Genomic DNA, 16187 nt, shown 5'->3' with positions numbered 1-16187 from the left:
TTTGTCTCCCGTTTCGAACGGCGCTTGCTTTAAACTTCCGGCTGCAGCATCACGATCTGACCATCCGGTAAAAATGTCGCTTCGCCATCGAGTTCCAGCGCCGAAAGAACAGATGACACGACCGAAACGGAGCATTGACTTTTATCGACGAGGTCGTCAACGGAAATTGGTGTGTTGGAAAGTAAAGATGCAATGCGACGTCGCGGGTCATTATCCGGTTGCTGTGACGTCTCCAGCAGGGATAACTGCGCTGTATCAAAGGCTTTTCGCGTTGTTTGCGGCGGAGCGCGGCTTATGTCAACCGTGTCGGCGAGATTTCTTAAGATATCGTCGACCGTTTCCGTCAGAATGGCGCCTTGTCGGATCAGGTCATTACCCCCGCGGGATCGCGGATCAAGCGGGGAGCCGGGCACCGCGAAAATATCGCGGCCATAATCAAGCGCCATTTTCGCCGTGATCAATGTTCCGGAGCGCAGCCCGCCTTCCACGACGACAACGCCTTGTGACATGCCCGCAATCAAGCGGTTGCGCCGTGGAAAGTGCCGTCCCTGCGGCACAGTGCCCAGAGGTGCTTCCGTCACCAGGCAACCGCGTGCCGCGATGTCATCCCGCAGCGCCTTGTTCTCAGGCGGGTAGATTGTATCGATCCCGCCAGCCAGCGCGGCCACCGTGCAGCCTGGATATAGAGCCGCCATATGGGCGGCGCGATCAATCCCCAGGGCCAGACCGGAGACCACGACAATGCCGGCTTCAGCGAGCCCCGCCGCCAGAGACTCCGCCATGCGAAGCCCGGCTGCCGAGGCGTTCCGCGCCCCTACAATCGCGACGGATTTCTGAGATAGACGCGCGACATCGCCCAGGACCGTCACGGCGGACGGCGCGTCGGGCACGTTTTTCATTAACAGGGGATAATGAGGATCATCAAAAAACAGGATGCGCCCCCCGTATTTCTCTGTCCTGATCCACTCCGCTTCAATCTCGCTCTCCAGCGGCATGGCCAGGGCGCGATGCCCGGCCTGGCGCAAACGCTCAGGCAGCGCCTCAATCGCGGTTGCGGCATCTGCATATTCATCAAGCAGGCGGCGAAAGGTTACAGGCCCGATCCCGGCACATCGGGTCAAGCGCAGACGTGCAATCGTTTCTCGTGGCGTAATTGTCTTTGACATGAGCCCACGCAACCGACGCGCTCGGTCGGCAATATCCGTTAAGAGATGTTCAGATCTTTATCTTATCTTGCGGTGGTGCATCAATATCGATTGGTTTTTCCGTCCCCGCCACCAGCCGTTGAATGTTTCCGGCATGTCTTATCACGACAATCAGCGCGATAATGAACGTGGCGAGGGGCAATGGGGAATGCAGTGGCTGCATGCTGAGCGGTGCGATCAGAATCACGGAAGCCGCGAATGCCGCAAGTGCCCCGGCTGAGGAAATATGAGAAAGCCGCGCGACCGCAAGCCAGACGAGGCAGCATATGCAGCCGACGGGCCAACATAGGGCGATCAGCGCGCCCAAACCGGTTGCGACGCCTTTCCCCCCTCTGAACCGAAGCCAGAGCGGGAAGCAATGTCCCACCACGACAGCCACAGAAGCACAGGCAAGGCCAAGTTGAAGTGGGGAAAAATCGAGTCCGCGAAGAATGAGAAGAGGCACGGCACCTTTTATTCCATCGAGCAGCAAGGTGAGGGCGGCAAGCCCTTTCCGGCCCGTGCGCAAGACGTTGGTGGCGCCGATATTCCCTGAGCCTATCTGCCTGATATCGCCTTCCCCGCCCATGCGCGTCAGGATCAGCCCAAAGGGAATGCTGCCGCAGAGGTAACTCAGCACGATGGTGGCAGAAAGGAGAAGGTCGCGTGTCATGGCCTAGGCCTCTCCAAAGGTGCGGCGTCCGTTCTTCCAGGTGCCGATGACCTTGCCGGTGACGTCACGTCCATCGAAAGGCGTGTTCTGCGCGCCGCCAGCCAGTGCGCCCGCTCTGATTGTCCAGCGTGCCTTGGGGTCAAACAGGCAAAGATCCGCGGGGCGGCCTTTACGGAGTGTGCCACCTGCCACACCCAGAAGGCGGGCCGGAGATGATGTCAGCAGTCGAACGGCCTGGAGCAGATCAAGCCGACCGGCAGCAACCTCGGACAAAGTGATCGGCAGTAAAGTGACGAGACCCGTGCCGCCCGCGCGCGCCTGTGCGAAAGGCAGGCGTTTATCATCCGCATCGCACGGCGTATGGTCGGAGGCAATGGCGTCGATTGTGCCGTCTGCCAAAGCGGCGCGCACCGCATCCCGGTCTGACGTCTCTCGCAAGGGGGGTGAGAGTTTCGCATAAGTGCGGAAGCCTTCGATCTCTCGCTCATCCAGATAAAAATAAGGCGGCGCCGCATCGCAGGTGATCGGCAGGCCGCGTTTGCGGGCACCGCGTATCAGTTCAAGCCCCTCTGCGGTGGAAACATGCGCAAAATGCAGGCGTGCCCCGGTCATTTCCGCCAGACGTATATCCCGCGCCATCAGGATCGCCTCCGCTGCGGGTGGGATCTGCGGCAGGCCCAGACGGGTGGCGCGCTCACTGGCCGTGGCGCAGCCGCCCCGCGCGAGGGACGGGTCTTCAGGATGTTGCATAACCAGCGCGTCAATGCCCTTTGCATAAGCAAGGCACTGGCGCATGCGTTTCGTATCAGCGATAGCATGGGGGCCATCTGTGAAGGCAATAGCGCCCGCCTCTGACAGAAGGCCGAGTTCCGCCATGTCCTGGCCCAGGCATCCATGCGTTAAAGCGCCGTAAGGCAGGATGGTGACGCGGCCATCCTCATCACCCCATGCTTTTAGCAGCCGTACGAGGGCGGGCTCATCAATCGCGGGGCGCGTATTGGGCAGCAGGGCCATCGTTGTGACACCGCCTGCCGCCGCCGCATCCAGACTGGCGGTAAAGGTCTCACGATATTCCGCCCCCGGCTCACCTGTTGACGCGCGCAGGTCGATCAGGCCGGGGCATAAAGCCGCGCCGCCGCCGTCAATGCGCACGGCGTCTCCCGGCATGCCTTCCGCCCCGGGTGGAAGGAACCCGGCGATCAAGCCATCCTTAACGACGAGGCGTCCCGGCGCGGGCTTCTTCGCCTCCGGGTCAAGGATGGTGACATTCTCGAAGATAAGCGTATTCACGGCGTATGCTCCGAACGTGCGAGGTAATCAAGCACCGCCATACGAATGGCGACACCCATTTCAACCTGCTCCTGAATGACGCTTTGCGCGGAGTCCGCGACATCTGAGGCGATTTCAACACCGCGATTCATCGGACCGGGATGCATAACGAGGGCATTTTTCTTCGCGAGCCGCAGACGCCGACGGTCCAGCCCGTAAAAGCGGAAATATTCACGCATACTGGGCACAAGTCCGGATTCCATGCGCTCTTTCTGCATGCGCAGCATCATGACGATATCAGCATCCCGGATGCCCTCATCCATGTCATGAATAACCGTAACGTTGCCCAATTCCTCCATGACGGAGGGGACGAGGGTGGGTGGGCCGACGAGGCGGATCCGGCTGCCCATGGCGGTCAGGAGATGGATGTTGGAGCGCGCCACACGGCTATGGCCGACATCGCCGCAGATCGCGACCGTCAGGCCGTCAAGCCTGTTAAGGTGGCGTTTGATTGTCAGCGCATCCAGCAGCGCCTGAGTCGGGTGCTCGTGCATACCGTCCCCGGCATTGACGACATGCGCCGCCACTTTCTGCGCCAGCAAGGCGGGCGCGCCCGACTGCGCGTGACGGACAACCAGCAGGTCACAACGCATGGCATTCAGCGTCGCGGCCGTGTCGAGCAACGTCTCACCCTTGTTAACGGATGATGTGGCGACCGTCATATTGATGACATCCGCCCCCAGACGCTTGCCCGCCAACTCAAAACTGGTGCGGGTGCGCGTACTGTCCTCGAAGAACAGATTGACGACAGTGCGCCCTCTCAGGGCCTCACGCGGCGATGAACGCGACCGGCTGAGCAGAACGTAATTTTCAGCGAGGTCGAGATAGGGAAGGATGTCCTTTCTGGACATGCCTTCAATCCCCAGAAGATGACGCCGTGAGGAAAGCTCAGCCATGGCCCGTCGCGGCTCCGATCCGTGCCAGCACATCGTCGCGCCCGAGCGCCGCCAATGTCGCGTCAATGCCCGGCGACACTAAAGTCCCGGTCATCGCCGCGCGCAGAGGTTGCGCGACCTGGCCGAGTTTGAGGCCCGCCTCATCCGCGAAGGCGCGGAGGGCCGCATCGATCGAGGGGGCGTCAAAAGGGGAAAGCTGTGCGAGCTTGTCAGCAATACGGCGCAAAACGGCCTGCGTCGGCGCGTCAAGAAGTTTCTCCGCCTTGGCATCAAAGGTCAGAGGGGGCTTTTTACCAAGGAAGGCCGCGCTCTCAGCAAGGTCTGTCAGGAGTTTGGCGCGTGCCTGTAAACCGGGCATGAGCTTCAACACGCGCTCTCGGAAAAGGTCATCAGTAACAACGTCACTCCTGTCAGCAAGGCGCGCGACGACATCCTCCGTCAATCGCGCGGGATCAGCTTCTCTAAGATAGACGCCATTGAGATGAGCAAGTTTGGTGTAATCCATCCGGGAGGGCGCGCGTCCGACGCCGTCAAGGTCAAAGAGGGCGATCTGCTCATCCCTTGAAAGGATCTCCGCATCCCCGTGGCCCCATCCGAGGCGAAGGAGATAATTGCACAGAGCTTCCGGCAAGTAGCCAGCTTCGCGGAAATCGACGACCGATTGCGCACCGTGCCTTTTGGATAATTTTGCACCATCCGGCCCGTGAATCAGGGGAAGATGCGCAAATTGCGGGAGCGCCCAACCCATGGCGCGGTAAATCATGGCCTGACGAAATGTGTTTGTCAGATGGTCATCACCGCGCATGACATGGGTGATTTCCATATCATGATCATCGCAGACGACGGCGTGCAGATATGTAGGCGAGCCGTCGGAGCGCAGGATGATGAGGTCATCCATCTCCGTATTGGCGACACGCACCGCACCCTGAACAAGATCCTCAATAACGGTTTCACCCTCTTTCGGTGCTTTGAGCCGCACGGAAAAAGGCGCGCCCGATGGGGCTTCGGAGGGGTCCCGATCACGCCAGAAGCCGTTATATCGGGGCGGAAGGCCCTGCGCGACTGCCTGCTCCCGCATAATTTTCAGCTCATCCGCGGTGCAAAAACATTTATAGGCGAGGCCCTGCGCCAGTAATTCCTGCGCGACTTCTGTATGACGCTGCTGACGTGCGGATTGATAAACTGGCGCTGCATCCGGCGTGAGGCCCAGCCAGTCCAGTCCGTCCAGAATGACATCGACCGCTTTCTGCGTGGAACGTTCCCGGTCCGTATCCTCGATACGGAGGAGGAATTCACCTTTATGGTGACGGGCGAAAAGATAATTGAAAAGGGCCGCGCGAGCATTGCCAATATGCAGCAATCCCGTCGGAGAAGGGGCAAATCGAGTGCGAACGGTCATATCACGCCTCATAGCACGTCTCCCGAAACGAGACTATTGACTTAATAAAGAGCGTTTGCGTGATCTGCGGTGCGGGCGACGGGCCTGAACCCGCGTATTTGCCCGCGCCGACGATACATGTTGGCGCGGGCGCAGGCGCTTCAGCAATCCAGGCACCGGACATGCTCTCATCGCGCTGAGGCAATGCGTGGGCGGGCGGAACAAATGACGCCCTTCATGTTTCCTCTCAAAGGATGAGGTGCCATATTCAGCTCCGGCGGTTGGGATGTTTCAGGTCTTTGTAGAAGCCATCCGCGATGAGGAAAATAGGCGGGGAGCGACGTTATCTCATCGAGTCCCATTCCACATCATAATGTTCATCGCATCGTGAAGGGTTTTGCTTCCCGAATTCTGGAGGAGGCCGAACGCATTCTGGCTGAATCCTGGCGGCGTCTTCCTGCCTGGATGCCGCTTTTATGGTGCGTCGGCGTCGCCATTTACTTCCGGCCACGTTATGAGCCGGGTCTGGTTTTTCCCCTGGTTTTCCTGGGCGCCGGCCTCCTGATCATCCTCTTGAAAGAGCGCGCCTGTGTGACTCGCTGTGTGGGCCTCGCCATGATCCTCATTGCCGGAGGCTTTTTGGGGGCACGATGGGACGCCCATTCCCGACCGTCCATGCCGTATCTTCCGCGCCACGCCGTTGAGTTGTCGGGTCGTATCTGCGGCATCTCTCTCATGGCCCCGCGCGCGGAGGGGCAGGCGGCAACCCGGCGTCTTCGCCTCTGCCATGCCGTCTTTCACGACTGGCTGAATGACGGCATGGCGCCCTTGCGACGGGACCTGCTGATCCGCCTCAAGCCGCAGGACGTGACGCCGCTCTCATCCGGGCAGATCGTGCGCGTGCGCGCCATGCTCCGCCCGCCGCCATGGCCTGTTTATCCCGGTGCGCGCGATTTGCAGCGTGAGGCCTGGTTTTCGGGGGAGGCGGGTCGTGGCTACGCGCTGGGGTCCGTGCAGCCGATGGTGACAGAGCGCGTGCTTTTCAACCGTGAGGGAGTGGCGACGCTGAGGGAGAAAGTCGCGCGCCGTATTGTGCAACATTTGTCGGGACAGGTGGGGGCCATTGCCCAGACCATCCTCTGCGGCGAGACGGGCGGGCTGAGCCGACATACACGCGAAATTTATGCAGCGTCAGGTCTTGCCCATCTGCTGGCGGTGGCGGGTTTGCATCTGGGCCTCGTCATGGGCTTTACACTGTTTTTGCTTCGTCATGCATTGGCGCTCTGGCCCCGCGCGGCGCTCAACTGGCCGTGCCGCGAAATCGCTTTCGGCGCGGCATGGATGGTCGGCACTTGTTATGTTCTCCTGACGGGCGCACATCTTCCCGCCTTGCGCAGTCTCGGCATGGCCACACTCATCGTCATCGCGCTGATGACGGGCAGGCAGGCGCTTTCCCTGCGCTCCTGGGCCCTCGTGGGTATGGCTCTGCTAATCGCGCGCCCCTCTATCGCGCTGGATGTGTCGTTTCAGATGTCCTTCGCCGCCGTACTGGCCCTTATCACCGGCTACGAAAAATTGAGACCTTTAATGCGGCGGCTGCATTATAGGCGGGATGTCCTGGCAAAGATGCGGACGCATCTTGTCATGCTCACCGCGACCAGTTTCTTCGCGGGGTTGGCGACGCTGCCCATCGTGGCGGCACATTTCAATGTCGTGCAGCCCTGGTTTATCCTCGCGAATATCGTGGCGGTGCCGATCGCGGCGATTTTCATCATGCCGATGGGGGTCATGGCGCTGCTCACCATGCCGTTTCATCTGGAAGCCGGATTTCTGCAGGTGATGCGCTATGGCATTTCAAGCATCAACGCTTTGGCGGAATGGGTCACGCATTTTCCCATTGCGCAAATCGCGATACCACACGCGCCGGCGTGGGCGATGCTGGCTTATGGCGTCAGTCTCTGCTTCCTGTGTCTTATCCGTAGCACATGGCGCTTGGCGGCGCTGCCCGGCATCGCCGTGGTGGTGGTGTCCCCATGGTTGGTGACGCGTCCCGACATTTTCGTATCATCCGACGCTGCGCTGATCGGGGTGCGGCGTGGGCAGGCCCTTTATTTGACAAAGCCGGGCTTCATGCAGAAAGGCGCAGCGCAGAAATGGGTGGATGATTTCTCCCTGAAAGCCCGCGCATTTGACGATCTACGGCATGACCCGGAGATGGATTGTGATGGTGATCTCTGCCTACTGAACGTGGCGGGCCGGGACGTATTGTTCAATTTCGTGGGGCCGCATCGGGCCTCGACCACGACGCGTACCGCTTTCTGCGCCAGAAGTCTCATCAAAATCAATGTAGCCCCCGCGCGGCCCCTCTGTCGTGAAGCGGGGCAGATGGACCGGTTTCATGCATGGCGGGACGGCGCCACTGCCATTTACATGGCTGTCTCCCCACCGCGTCTTGTCACGGATCGCTCATGGCGGGGCGCGCGGCTTTGGGTCCCTTCAAATGGCGGGCAGGGCGTCCCCAACCTGCCTCTCGCGCCGGAGGAATAAAGCGCGCGACAAATTTATCGTCGCGTCTCCGGGTAGAGACGCCGCGCGACCGGCGCCATCGTCAATCCCTGGGCGAGAATGGTGAAAACAACGATGCCATAACAGATCGGCGTCAGCGTTTCACGCATGATGCCGCCGGGCAGGGAGAGGGCCAGAGACAGGGAAATCCCGCCGCGCAAACCGCCCCATGTCAGGATGATGAGCGTCCTCAGCCGCCCGGCCCCGCTGAGATAAACGGGCAGCGTGGCGAGGTAGACGCTGGCCGCGCGCGCGAGAATGGAAAGCGGGATGCCGAGCAGAAGCAGCGTCGCGGAGTGACGTTGCGGCAGAATCGAGAAGACGGTCAGGCCGATCAGCATGAAGAGCAGGGCGTTCAGGATCTCATCAATTAAATCCCAGAAGGCGAGCAGCATCTGACGCGTTTCTGTATCGAGCTGCTTCTGCGCATATCGTCCTGCAAGGCAGAACCCGGCCACCACGACAGCGATGGGCCCGGACATCTCCAACGCCTGGGCAAGGCTGAACGCGCCGGTCGCAATACTGAGCGAGACGAGCAACTGCAATTGGGGACGCCGCGCCAGCCGCCAGCAATAAGCGCCGACCGCCCCGGCCAAGCCGCCGAGCAAGGCACCGCCGACAGCTTCAAGCGCAAAATATTCCGCCGCGAGGCCAAAGCTGATATGGCTTTCCTGCCCGGAAATCACGGACATGGCGAGCCCGAATATTACAATGGCCACACCGTCATTCAGCAGGCTTTCCCCCGCGAAGACGGCGCGGAGGGAGGCTGGCAGGCCAAGTTGCCGTAACATGCCGATGACGGAAACCGGATCTGTCGGCGCGATAATGGCCCCGAGCAGGAGGCACCACAGAAAAGGCAGATTGGCATGCAGGAGTTGCCCCCCGAGCCACATCGCCCCTGACAGGAAACCGACAGATAAAATCGTCCCGATGATGGCGAGCGCCCCGACCTGCCACTTTTTGCGGGCAATCTGTTCCACATCAACATGGAGTGCCCCGGCGAAAAGCAGAAAGGATAATGCGCCGTTCAACAGATTACCGGGGAGATCCGCAAGGGCGATGATGCGACTGGGCAGGCTGTGCAGGTCAAGCTGCGGCATCATCGTGTCGAGCACACGGATGAAAATGGACAGGCACAAAGCGTAAAGCAGAATGCCGATCGTGTCCGGCAACTTCAAAGTACGCGCATTCACGATGCCGAGCAGTGTTGCAAGGCACAAAAGCGATGCAAAAAGACCGAGAGATGTCATTCGAAAATCAGCTCCTGTCCCAATATTCCAATGCCGTGCATCTCTTCCAACGTATCATGGTCGCGCCTGTTAAGCGTCTCAAAAGGTGGGCGCGTTGCGCGGATCATGTCAGGGCGGCTCAGTCCGGATCAGGGGCGACGACATTTTTGTCAACCCGCAGGAGATGGGCATCCCGCGCTTTAAGGGGGAAGCGGCAGGGCGCATAAGCCGGGCATGAGCCGCAGAGAGGATAGCGGGCCTTGCAGGTATAACGCCCGTGCAGGATCAGCCAATGATGGGCTGGGCGCAACATATCGGGCGGGATGACGCGCCGCAGCCCGTCTTCCACCTGACGGGGTGTTTTGCCAGGTGCGAGGCCCGTGCGATTGCCGATACGGAAAATATGGGTGTCGACCGCCATGGCATCCTCTCCGAATATCACATTGAGGACGACATTCGCCGTTTTTCGCCCCACCCCGGCGAGGGCTTCAAGCTCTTTACGTGTGGAGGGGACGTCACCATTATGAAGGGTGCAGAGCTGATGGCAAAGTTTATTTAAGTTTCGGGCCTTTGAACGCCAGAGTCCGATACTACGTATGTGTGTGGCGATGGATTCCTCCCCCAAATGCGCCATCGCAGCCGGGTCCGGCGCGGCGGAGAAGAGGGAGGGTGTGACTTTATTGACGGACTTGTCCGTTGCCTGGGCAGAGAGTACGACGGCGACGAGCAGCTCAAAAGGTGATGCGTAAACAAGTTCGCTCTCCGCGTCCGGGCGGGCGTGCGCGAGTGCTGTGATAAAGCGGACCGCTTGTTTTTTTGTCATGGCGTGCGGCGCGGAGGCAGTGGATAGGGTCATGGATCAGGCCTGAATTATGTCGATATGACGGACTCGGCACGACGCTTATGCCTTATGAAACCTGCCACCGTGGTGGTTTCATCAGCTGTTAGGCAGGTGCGTCAAAGGATGCAATTATTTTATGACAGAGTTTGAAACACCTCACCGGTCGCAGCGGATCGGATATGGCAGGACGCTGCACTTCGTCATGGCAAGATGGCTGCGGGAGCCGCGCGACCTGTCGCGAACCCTGATGGGCGTAGCTGTTGCGACGGCCTGCGATGTCATGATGCCGGTTGCGGCAGGGTGGCTGATCAGCGCCATCGCGCCCATCGGTCACTCCATGAGTGCGGACCGTGCTGCGTCCCTCCATGCGGCGATCTGGGCGGTCAGCGCGATGGCCATATTGGGCCTTCTTTCCGTCGTCGGGCGTCGCTCCATGTATGTTGGTATTACCAAATTATCCACGCGGGTGATGCGATCTGTCCTTACTGAAGGGTTTGACCGCGTCCAGCATTTCTCAACCGACTGGCATGCCAATACTTTCGCGGGTTCAACCGTCCGGCGTCTGACGCGCGGCATGTGGGCGTTAGATACGGTTGATGACGTCCTTCTTCTGGCACTGTTGCCGCAAATTCTCGTCCTTGGCGGAACAGCAGGGGTGCTGACATGTCGTGATCCGCTGATGGGCGCCATTCTCGTCATCTCGATCCTGCTATTTGTCGCGCTTTCCATTGCGCTGACCATTTTTTATGTGTCACCCACGTCTCGCGTTTCCAATCAATGGGATTCCCGGGTGGGTGCCGCGATTGCGGACGCCATCACCTGCAATGCGACCGTTAAATCTTTCGGCGCGGAAGTGCGGGAGAAACTGCGCCTGCATCACGTCATGGAGATGTGGCAGCAGCGTACCCGCAAGAGCTGGATCCGCGGGACGGATAGCGGCAATCTCCAGGCCTTGGCCTCGCTTCTGATGCGGCTTGGGCTGATTGCCATCGTCACCTGGCGATGGTGGGAGGGGCGCGCGGATGCCGGGCAGGTCGCTTACGTGCTGACGATGGTCTTCCTCATTCAGGGTTACTTGCGTGACCTCGGTAACCAGGTGTCGCAGCTTCAACGCGGTGTCAATGAGATGGAAGAGATGGTCGCGATTTTTGACCATGAAACAGATGTTGCGGACACAGCGCATGCGAGAGACATCGACATCCATCGCGGCGGGATCCGTTTCGACAAGGTCACATTTGTTTATCCGGGCACGACACGTTCGCTCTTCACTGATTTTTCCGTCTCGATCGAGGGGGGACGAGCGTGGCGCTGGTGGGGCGAAGCGGCTCCGGCAAGTCCAGTTTTGTCAAATTGCTGCAACGACTCTACGACCCTCAAGGGGGCAGCATCTCCATTGACGGTATGGACCTGCGTGATTTCAGCCTTTCCTCGCTGCGCGGTCAAATCGCCATCGTACCGCAGGACCCCGCATTATTTCATCGCTCATTGGCGGAAAATATTGCTTACGGGAATCCGACCGCCTCCATGGCCGATATTGAGCGCGCGGCGAAGCAGGCCAATGCCCATGATTTCATCACCCATCTTCCCGAGGGGTATAAGACGCTGGTCGGTGAACGTGGCGTCAAACTCTCTGGCGGGGAACGTCAGCGTGTCGCCATTGCCCGGGCCTTCCTCGCCGATGCGCCGATTGTGATTTTTGACGAAGCCACCTCAAGCCTTGACTCTCAATCCGAACTTCTTGTTAAGGAAGCCATGGACCGCCTCATGCTGGGGCGGACGGTGATTGTCATCGCCCATCGGCTGTCGACCGTGCGCTCTCTTGACCGCATCATTGTTTTTCAGCAGGGTCGTATCGTTGAAGACGGGTCACATGACGCCCTTCTTAACCTGCCGGACGGTGTCTATAATCACCTCTACCGCATTCAGGCGCATGAGGGGCACGCGGATCAGATTTAAAATAAGAGGCAGGGACAAAATTTGATCGACGCCCATATCTGGCTGCTTTTCTGCGGGACGGTTTTCGGCCTTTTCGGTATCCCCGGGCCGAATATGCTTCAGGCGCTGACGACCTCCGTGCATGAGGGTTTCCGGCAAAGCCTGGCATCGTCGCTCGGCTGTCTCGCGGCGTCCCTTCTGGTCAACACGATTTCCGCAGCGGGGCTTGGTGCTTTCATGCATGCGGAGCCGCGCTGGTTTGACGCCATCAAATATTGTGGCGGCGCCTATTTATTCTATCTCGGCGTGTCGGCGATCTATCATTGGCGGCGCACAAGCTTCACGCCCGAACCGTCATTGCAGGAAAAACGCCTGCGTTGCACGCGTTTCAACATGCGGCGAGGCTTCCTGATCGGGATCAGCAACCCCAAATTAATTCTTTTCTCCGTCGCGTTTTTCCCGCAATTTATCGACCGGCACCGCGATGCCGTGCCGCAATTCGTCATTCTGTTCACGACATTCATGATTGGGGAGGCGATGTGGCTGGTGGCTTACGCGGCTGGCGGCGCACGGCTTTCGGCCCTTTTGGCGCGGCCACGCGTGAGCTACGCCTTCAATATCGCATCAGGCCTGATTTTTATCGCGTTCAGTGTCGCCGTGATCGGCACCCGTCTTTGATCAGCTACGGATCGTCAGGGAAAGAAGTTCAACTTTTTCCGGGGCGTAATCTTCGTTGACATCATTATCCGATCCGATCCCCGTCTCAAAAAAGAGTTTCTGACCCGAATTAAATGATGAAAGCGGGATGATATTCGGCGTGCCATTAACCCGGACATTCAGGTCTCCTCCCGAGCGGGCATCCATAATAATATGTGCTTCCCGACCCTGCGCGAGCGTCCCTACGACAATAACTTTGCATTTTTTGCGCGTCAGGCAATGACGCAGACGGATCGTGTCCCCCTGCGTGAAAATTGCTAGCGGCGTATGTGTCGCATCCGCACGGAAGCGCGCAATATCGAGATTGACGTGGTCAGGCGCCGCCCCGACGCGGAGCCGCGCCTCCATGTGAAATGACTGCGCCGAGAGGAGAACGGGCTTATCCAGCCGCAGCATCGCTGCGGGTTTAATGCGCCGCCATGGCTCAGGATGGCGCGTCACACTGGCGAGATGATACCCGGACATTGTCCGTGCGAACCAGTTACTGTGATAGCCACGTGCGAGCGCATCCCCGGAGATGATGTCAGTTCGATAGGCCTGATCAATCACCAGGGAAAAGGGGCGCAGATCCGTCAGCGTGTAAGTCGCTTCACCTGCGGGGGCCAGCACCATGTCATGCTGAGATGGTGGGGTGGACGCCTCGGCACGTGCGCAGAGCATCACCGCCAGGCCCAGCACGGCGCCGATATGAAGTGATAATGCCGGTCGTGAGCGCATGGGGCGTTCCTTTCCCTGAGATTTACGCGTCAGGCGCGACATGAATATCCATCAATTGACGTAACGCCCGCCCGCGATGGCTGATGGCGTTTTTTTCAGCATCTGTCATTTCGGCGAAGCGCCGCGTTTCACCGTCAGGGATGAAAATGGGATCGTAACCATGGCCATTTTCCCCCTGGGGTGGCCAGGCGACCTGTCCATCACAGCGCCCTTCGACAAAATATGTCTGCCCATTCGGCCATGCAAGGCATAGAACCGTCACGAAGGCGGCACGCTTATCCGTTGCGGCGCCCATCTCATCATGGACGCGCCGCATCGCGATACTGAAATCCCGATGCGCGCCTCCCCAGCGCGCGGAATAAATGCCGGGTTGACCGTCCAGGGACGCGACACAGAAGCCGGAATCATCCGCCAGGGCCGGTAAACCTGTCGCCTGCGCGGCGGCAAGGGCCTTAATACGGGCATTGCCTTCAAAACTATCCGCATTCTCTTCAGGCTCGGGCAGGTCAAACGCGGCAGCCGATTTGATAACCACCCCGGAGGCCGCGAAAAGCGCCTGAAATTCAGCGAGTTTGCCCTGATTATGGCTGGCCAGAACAAGCTGATCGCCGCGTTTGATCTGCGATTTTGTCATTTGGCGCGAAAGGCGGCGAGGGCCGCGTCCTGCGCAGTAAAGAGCTGTTTCGTGCCGATTTTTGCCAGACGCAGCAGCTCAAAAAAAGCTTCCTCGCTGAAAGGTGAGTCCTCTGCCGTACCCTGTATTTCAACGATACCGCCCTGACTTGTCAGTACAAAATTTGTGTCAGCCTGTGCTGCACTGTCCTCAACGTAATCAAGGTCAAGCACCGCGCCGGACGGGGTCAGGCCGCATGATATGGCGGCAACCTGTGCGCGAAGGGGGCTTTTATGGAGATTGCCCTGTTTGTTCTGCTGTTCCATGGCGATGGCAAGCGCTACCCACGCGCCGGTGATCGACGCGCAACGCGTGCCGCCATCGGCGTTAAGCACGTCACAATCGACCGTGATGGTCATCTCACCCAAGGCTTTAAGATCGACGCACGCGCGCAGGGCCCGCCCGATAAGGCGCTGAATCTCCTGCGTGCGGCCGGATTGCTTGCCTTTCGCGGCTTCACGGTTGCTGCGACTATGGGTCGCGCGCGGCAACATACCGTATTCCGCCGTGATCCACCCCTGGCCCTGGCCCCGCAAAAATGGCGGCACACGGTTTTCCACACTCGCGGCACAAAGGACCTCCGTCCCACCCATTCTGATCAGAACGGACCCTTCAGCGTGACGCGCAAATCCGGGCTCAATCGAAACGGAACGCAACGCATCTGAAGCGCGACCGGAGGGGCGAGGGGTGCTCATGACTTTATCCTTGGACCTTGAAATCTACGCCCCGGGTTTTAACGGGTTATGTTCCGTGGGGGAAGCGATGAAATGGGTGGAGGATCTGAAGTTGGGAAGGTGACGACGTGAGCTATTCTCATCACAATGCTGAAAACACGGTCGTAAAACCTTCTCATCGCATGTTTACGCGTTAGCGCATCTAGGTGAAGGCGAGAAGCTGCGGTAACATAGGTGCACGGAGATGCAGAAAGAAATGATGGCAGGGACCGATTATCTGGCGCGTATGGATGGGCGTTCAGCGCAGGTGCTGAAGGAAATTGTCGAGCAATATCTGCAATCGGGTGATCCTGTCGGGTCACGCACCTTATCTCAGAAATTGACGCCGTCCCTTTCACCGGCGACGATCCGCAACGTCATGGCGGAATTGACGCGGGCCGGGCTGCTGTTCAGTCCCCATATCTCGGCGGGGCGCGTCCCGACGGAGAAAGGCGTCAAGCTCTTCGTCGATGGTCTGCTTGAGTTTGGACGCCTGACGGAAAATGAGCAGCGTATCATCGCCGCCCGCTTATCGCTTGAAGGGCGGTCCTATAATGATCTGATGGCGGATGCGTCTTCCCTCCTTGCGGGATTATCAAAGGCGGCGGCCGTGGTGTTGGCGCCCAAAAATGATGCGGCTATACGACATATTGAGTTTGTGGCTTACGGGCCGTCGCGTGTCCTTGTCATTCTTGTCGGCGCGGATGGGCAGGTTGAAAACCGCATTGTCGAAACGCCGCCGGACATCCCCGCATCAGCCCTTACGGAAGCCAGCAAATATCTCAATGCACGGCTAGGAGATGTCACGATCGGTGGTTTGCGGCAGCGCGTTAAAAATGAAATGCGGGAATGCCGGCAGGAGCTTGACCAGCTTGCCGCCCAGGTGATTGAGGCCGGGCTGGCTTACTGGGATGAGGGTCATGGCACACTTCATCTAAGGGGGCAGGCGACTCTTCTTGATGACATTAACGAGATGGCGCACTTGTCATCCATTCGGCGCCTGTTTGAAACGCTCGAGACGCAGGAAATGATGTTGAAGCTCCTGCATTCCGCTCAGGATTCTGACGGTGTGCGCATCTATGTCGGCGCGGAAAGCGAGCTTTTCGACCTTTCCGGTGTGTCCATGGTTGTTGCACCGGCGCGCAGCAAAGATAACCGTATTGTCGGGGCGATCGGCGTGATCGGGCCGACCCGACTTAATTACGGGCGCGTTGTGCCTGTCGTCGATTACACCGCCAAGATTCTCGGCCACATTCTTGGCTGATGCGCAGGTGCGCGCGCTTTGCCGAATAACGGGTTACGAAACTTTAACCCTGAACTTTCCTCCATGAGTTGCG

14 protein-coding genes and 2 pseudogenes are annotated in these 16187 nt (G+C 59.1%); 6 read left to right on the top strand and 10 right to left on the bottom strand.

All coding sequences use genetic code 11. The annotated features are described in order from the left end of the window. Positions 1-29: 29 nt before the first annotated feature. From dprA to gltX, 5 genes are read right to left on the bottom strand one after another with little or no spacing between them, the layout of a single operon-like run. Positions 30-1166 (bottom strand): DNA-processing protein DprA, encoded by a 1137-nt coding sequence (dprA, locus tag CGLAMM_RS04460; protein WP_394818850.1) that lies wholly within the window; start codon positions 1164-1166, stop codon positions 30-32. 49 nt (positions 1167-1215) lie between these two features. Beyond that, a complete protein-coding gene (gene plsY, locus CGLAMM_RS04455; protein WP_394818849.1) occupies positions 1216-1857 on the bottom strand; it encodes a glycerol-3-phosphate 1-O-acyltransferase PlsY in 642 nt (213 codons plus the stop codon). 3 nt (positions 1858-1860) lie between these two features. After that, the gene (locus CGLAMM_RS04450; RefSeq protein WP_394818848.1) at positions 1861-3147 is read right to left on the bottom strand and encodes a dihydroorotase; all 1287 of its coding nucleotides are present in this window, start codon (positions 3145-3147) and stop codon (positions 1861-1863) included. Then, positions 3144-4082 carry an aspartate carbamoyltransferase catalytic subunit gene (locus CGLAMM_RS04445; protein WP_394818847.1) on the bottom strand — a complete coding sequence of 313 codons (939 nt, stop codon included), beginning with the start codon at positions 4080-4082 and terminating at the stop codon, positions 3144-3146. Before CGLAMM_RS04445 ends, CGLAMM_RS04450 begins: the two co-directional genes overlap by 4 nt. After that, entirely contained in the window at positions 4075-5481 is a 1407-nt protein-coding gene (gltX, locus tag CGLAMM_RS04440) for a glutamate--tRNA ligase (protein WP_394818846.1), read from the bottom strand. Before gltX ends, CGLAMM_RS04445 begins: the two co-directional genes overlap by 8 nt. A gap of 366 nt (positions 5482-5847) precedes the next feature. Here gltX and CGLAMM_RS04435 point away from each other — a divergent pair, with 366 nt between their 5' ends. Beyond that, positions 5848-8007, top strand: a complete 2160-nt coding sequence (locus tag CGLAMM_RS04435) for a ComEC/Rec2 family competence protein (protein ID WP_418115425.1) — start codon at positions 5848-5850, stop codon at positions 8005-8007. 14 nt (positions 8008-8021) lie between these two features. Here CGLAMM_RS04435 and CGLAMM_RS04430 read toward each other — a convergent pair whose 3' ends face one another. Both CGLAMM_RS04430 and nth read right to left on the bottom strand, forming a co-directional pair. Next, entirely contained in the window at positions 8022-9275 is a 1254-nt protein-coding gene (locus CGLAMM_RS04430) for a cation:proton antiporter (protein ID WP_418115424.1), read from the bottom strand. A gap of 118 nt (positions 9276-9393) precedes the next feature. Continuing rightward, positions 9394-10110 carry an endonuclease III gene (nth, locus tag CGLAMM_RS04425; RefSeq protein ID WP_418115423.1) on the bottom strand — a complete coding sequence of 239 codons (717 nt, stop codon included), beginning with the start codon at positions 10108-10110 and terminating at the stop codon, positions 9394-9396. A 121-nt stretch (positions 10111-10231) separates the two neighbouring features. Here nth and CGLAMM_RS04420 point away from each other — a divergent pair. The 4 genes and pseudogenes from CGLAMM_RS04420 to CGLAMM_RS04405 all read left to right on the top strand — a co-directional run. Then, positions 10232-11095 (top strand): annotated as a pseudogene (locus CGLAMM_RS04420) (ABC transporter transmembrane domain-containing protein); the annotation flags it as partial. A 302-nt stretch (positions 11096-11397) separates the two neighbouring features. Further along, a pseudogene (locus tag CGLAMM_RS04415) lies at positions 11398-11748 on the top strand (ATP-binding cassette domain-containing protein); the annotation flags it as partial. 36 nt (positions 11749-11784) lie between these two features. After that, positions 11785-12051 (top strand): hypothetical protein, encoded by a 267-nt coding sequence (locus tag CGLAMM_RS04410; RefSeq protein WP_394819098.1) that lies wholly within the window; start codon positions 11785-11787, stop codon positions 12049-12051. Positions 12052-12072: 21 nt separating this feature from the next. Beyond that, positions 12073-12708 (top strand): LysE family translocator, encoded by a 636-nt coding sequence (locus tag CGLAMM_RS04405; protein ID WP_394818840.1) that lies wholly within the window; start codon positions 12073-12075, stop codon positions 12706-12708. Here the strand turns inward: CGLAMM_RS04405 and CGLAMM_RS04400 are convergent, their stop codons facing one another. Genes CGLAMM_RS04400 through rph form a run of 3 tightly spaced genes read right to left on the bottom strand, consistent with a single transcriptional unit; the run spans position 12709 to position 14832 of the window. Then, positions 12709-13464: a hypothetical protein gene (locus CGLAMM_RS04400; RefSeq protein ID WP_418115422.1), complete on the bottom strand. Its 756-nt coding sequence runs from the start codon at positions 13462-13464 to the stop codon at positions 12709-12711. A gap of 22 nt (positions 13465-13486) precedes the next feature. Beyond that, positions 13487-14098 carry an RdgB/HAM1 family non-canonical purine NTP pyrophosphatase gene (rdgB, locus tag CGLAMM_RS04395; RefSeq protein WP_394818838.1) on the bottom strand — a complete coding sequence of 204 codons (612 nt, stop codon included), beginning with the start codon at positions 14096-14098 and terminating at the stop codon, positions 13487-13489. Beyond that, entirely contained in the window at positions 14095-14832 is a 738-nt protein-coding gene (gene rph, locus CGLAMM_RS04390; RefSeq protein ID WP_394818837.1) for a ribonuclease PH, read from the bottom strand. The genes rdgB and rph overlap by 4 nt, the downstream gene beginning before the upstream one ends. A 223-nt stretch (positions 14833-15055) precedes the next feature. Here rph and hrcA point away from each other — a divergent pair, with 223 nt between their 5' ends. Further along, a complete protein-coding gene (gene hrcA / locus CGLAMM_RS04385) occupies positions 15056-16114 on the top strand; it encodes a heat-inducible transcriptional repressor HrcA (RefSeq protein ID WP_394818836.1) in 1059 nt (352 codons plus the stop codon). Positions 16115-16187 lie beyond the last annotated feature (73 nt).

This window comes from Sorlinia euscelidii (assembly GCF_036452135.1).
Taxonomy (GTDB): Bacteria; Pseudomonadota; Alphaproteobacteria; order Acetobacterales; family Acetobacteraceae; genus Sorlinia; species Sorlinia euscelidii.
The sequence above is the reverse complement of the archived record's forward strand: the minus strand, read 5'-3'. Positions and strand labels throughout refer to the sequence as shown.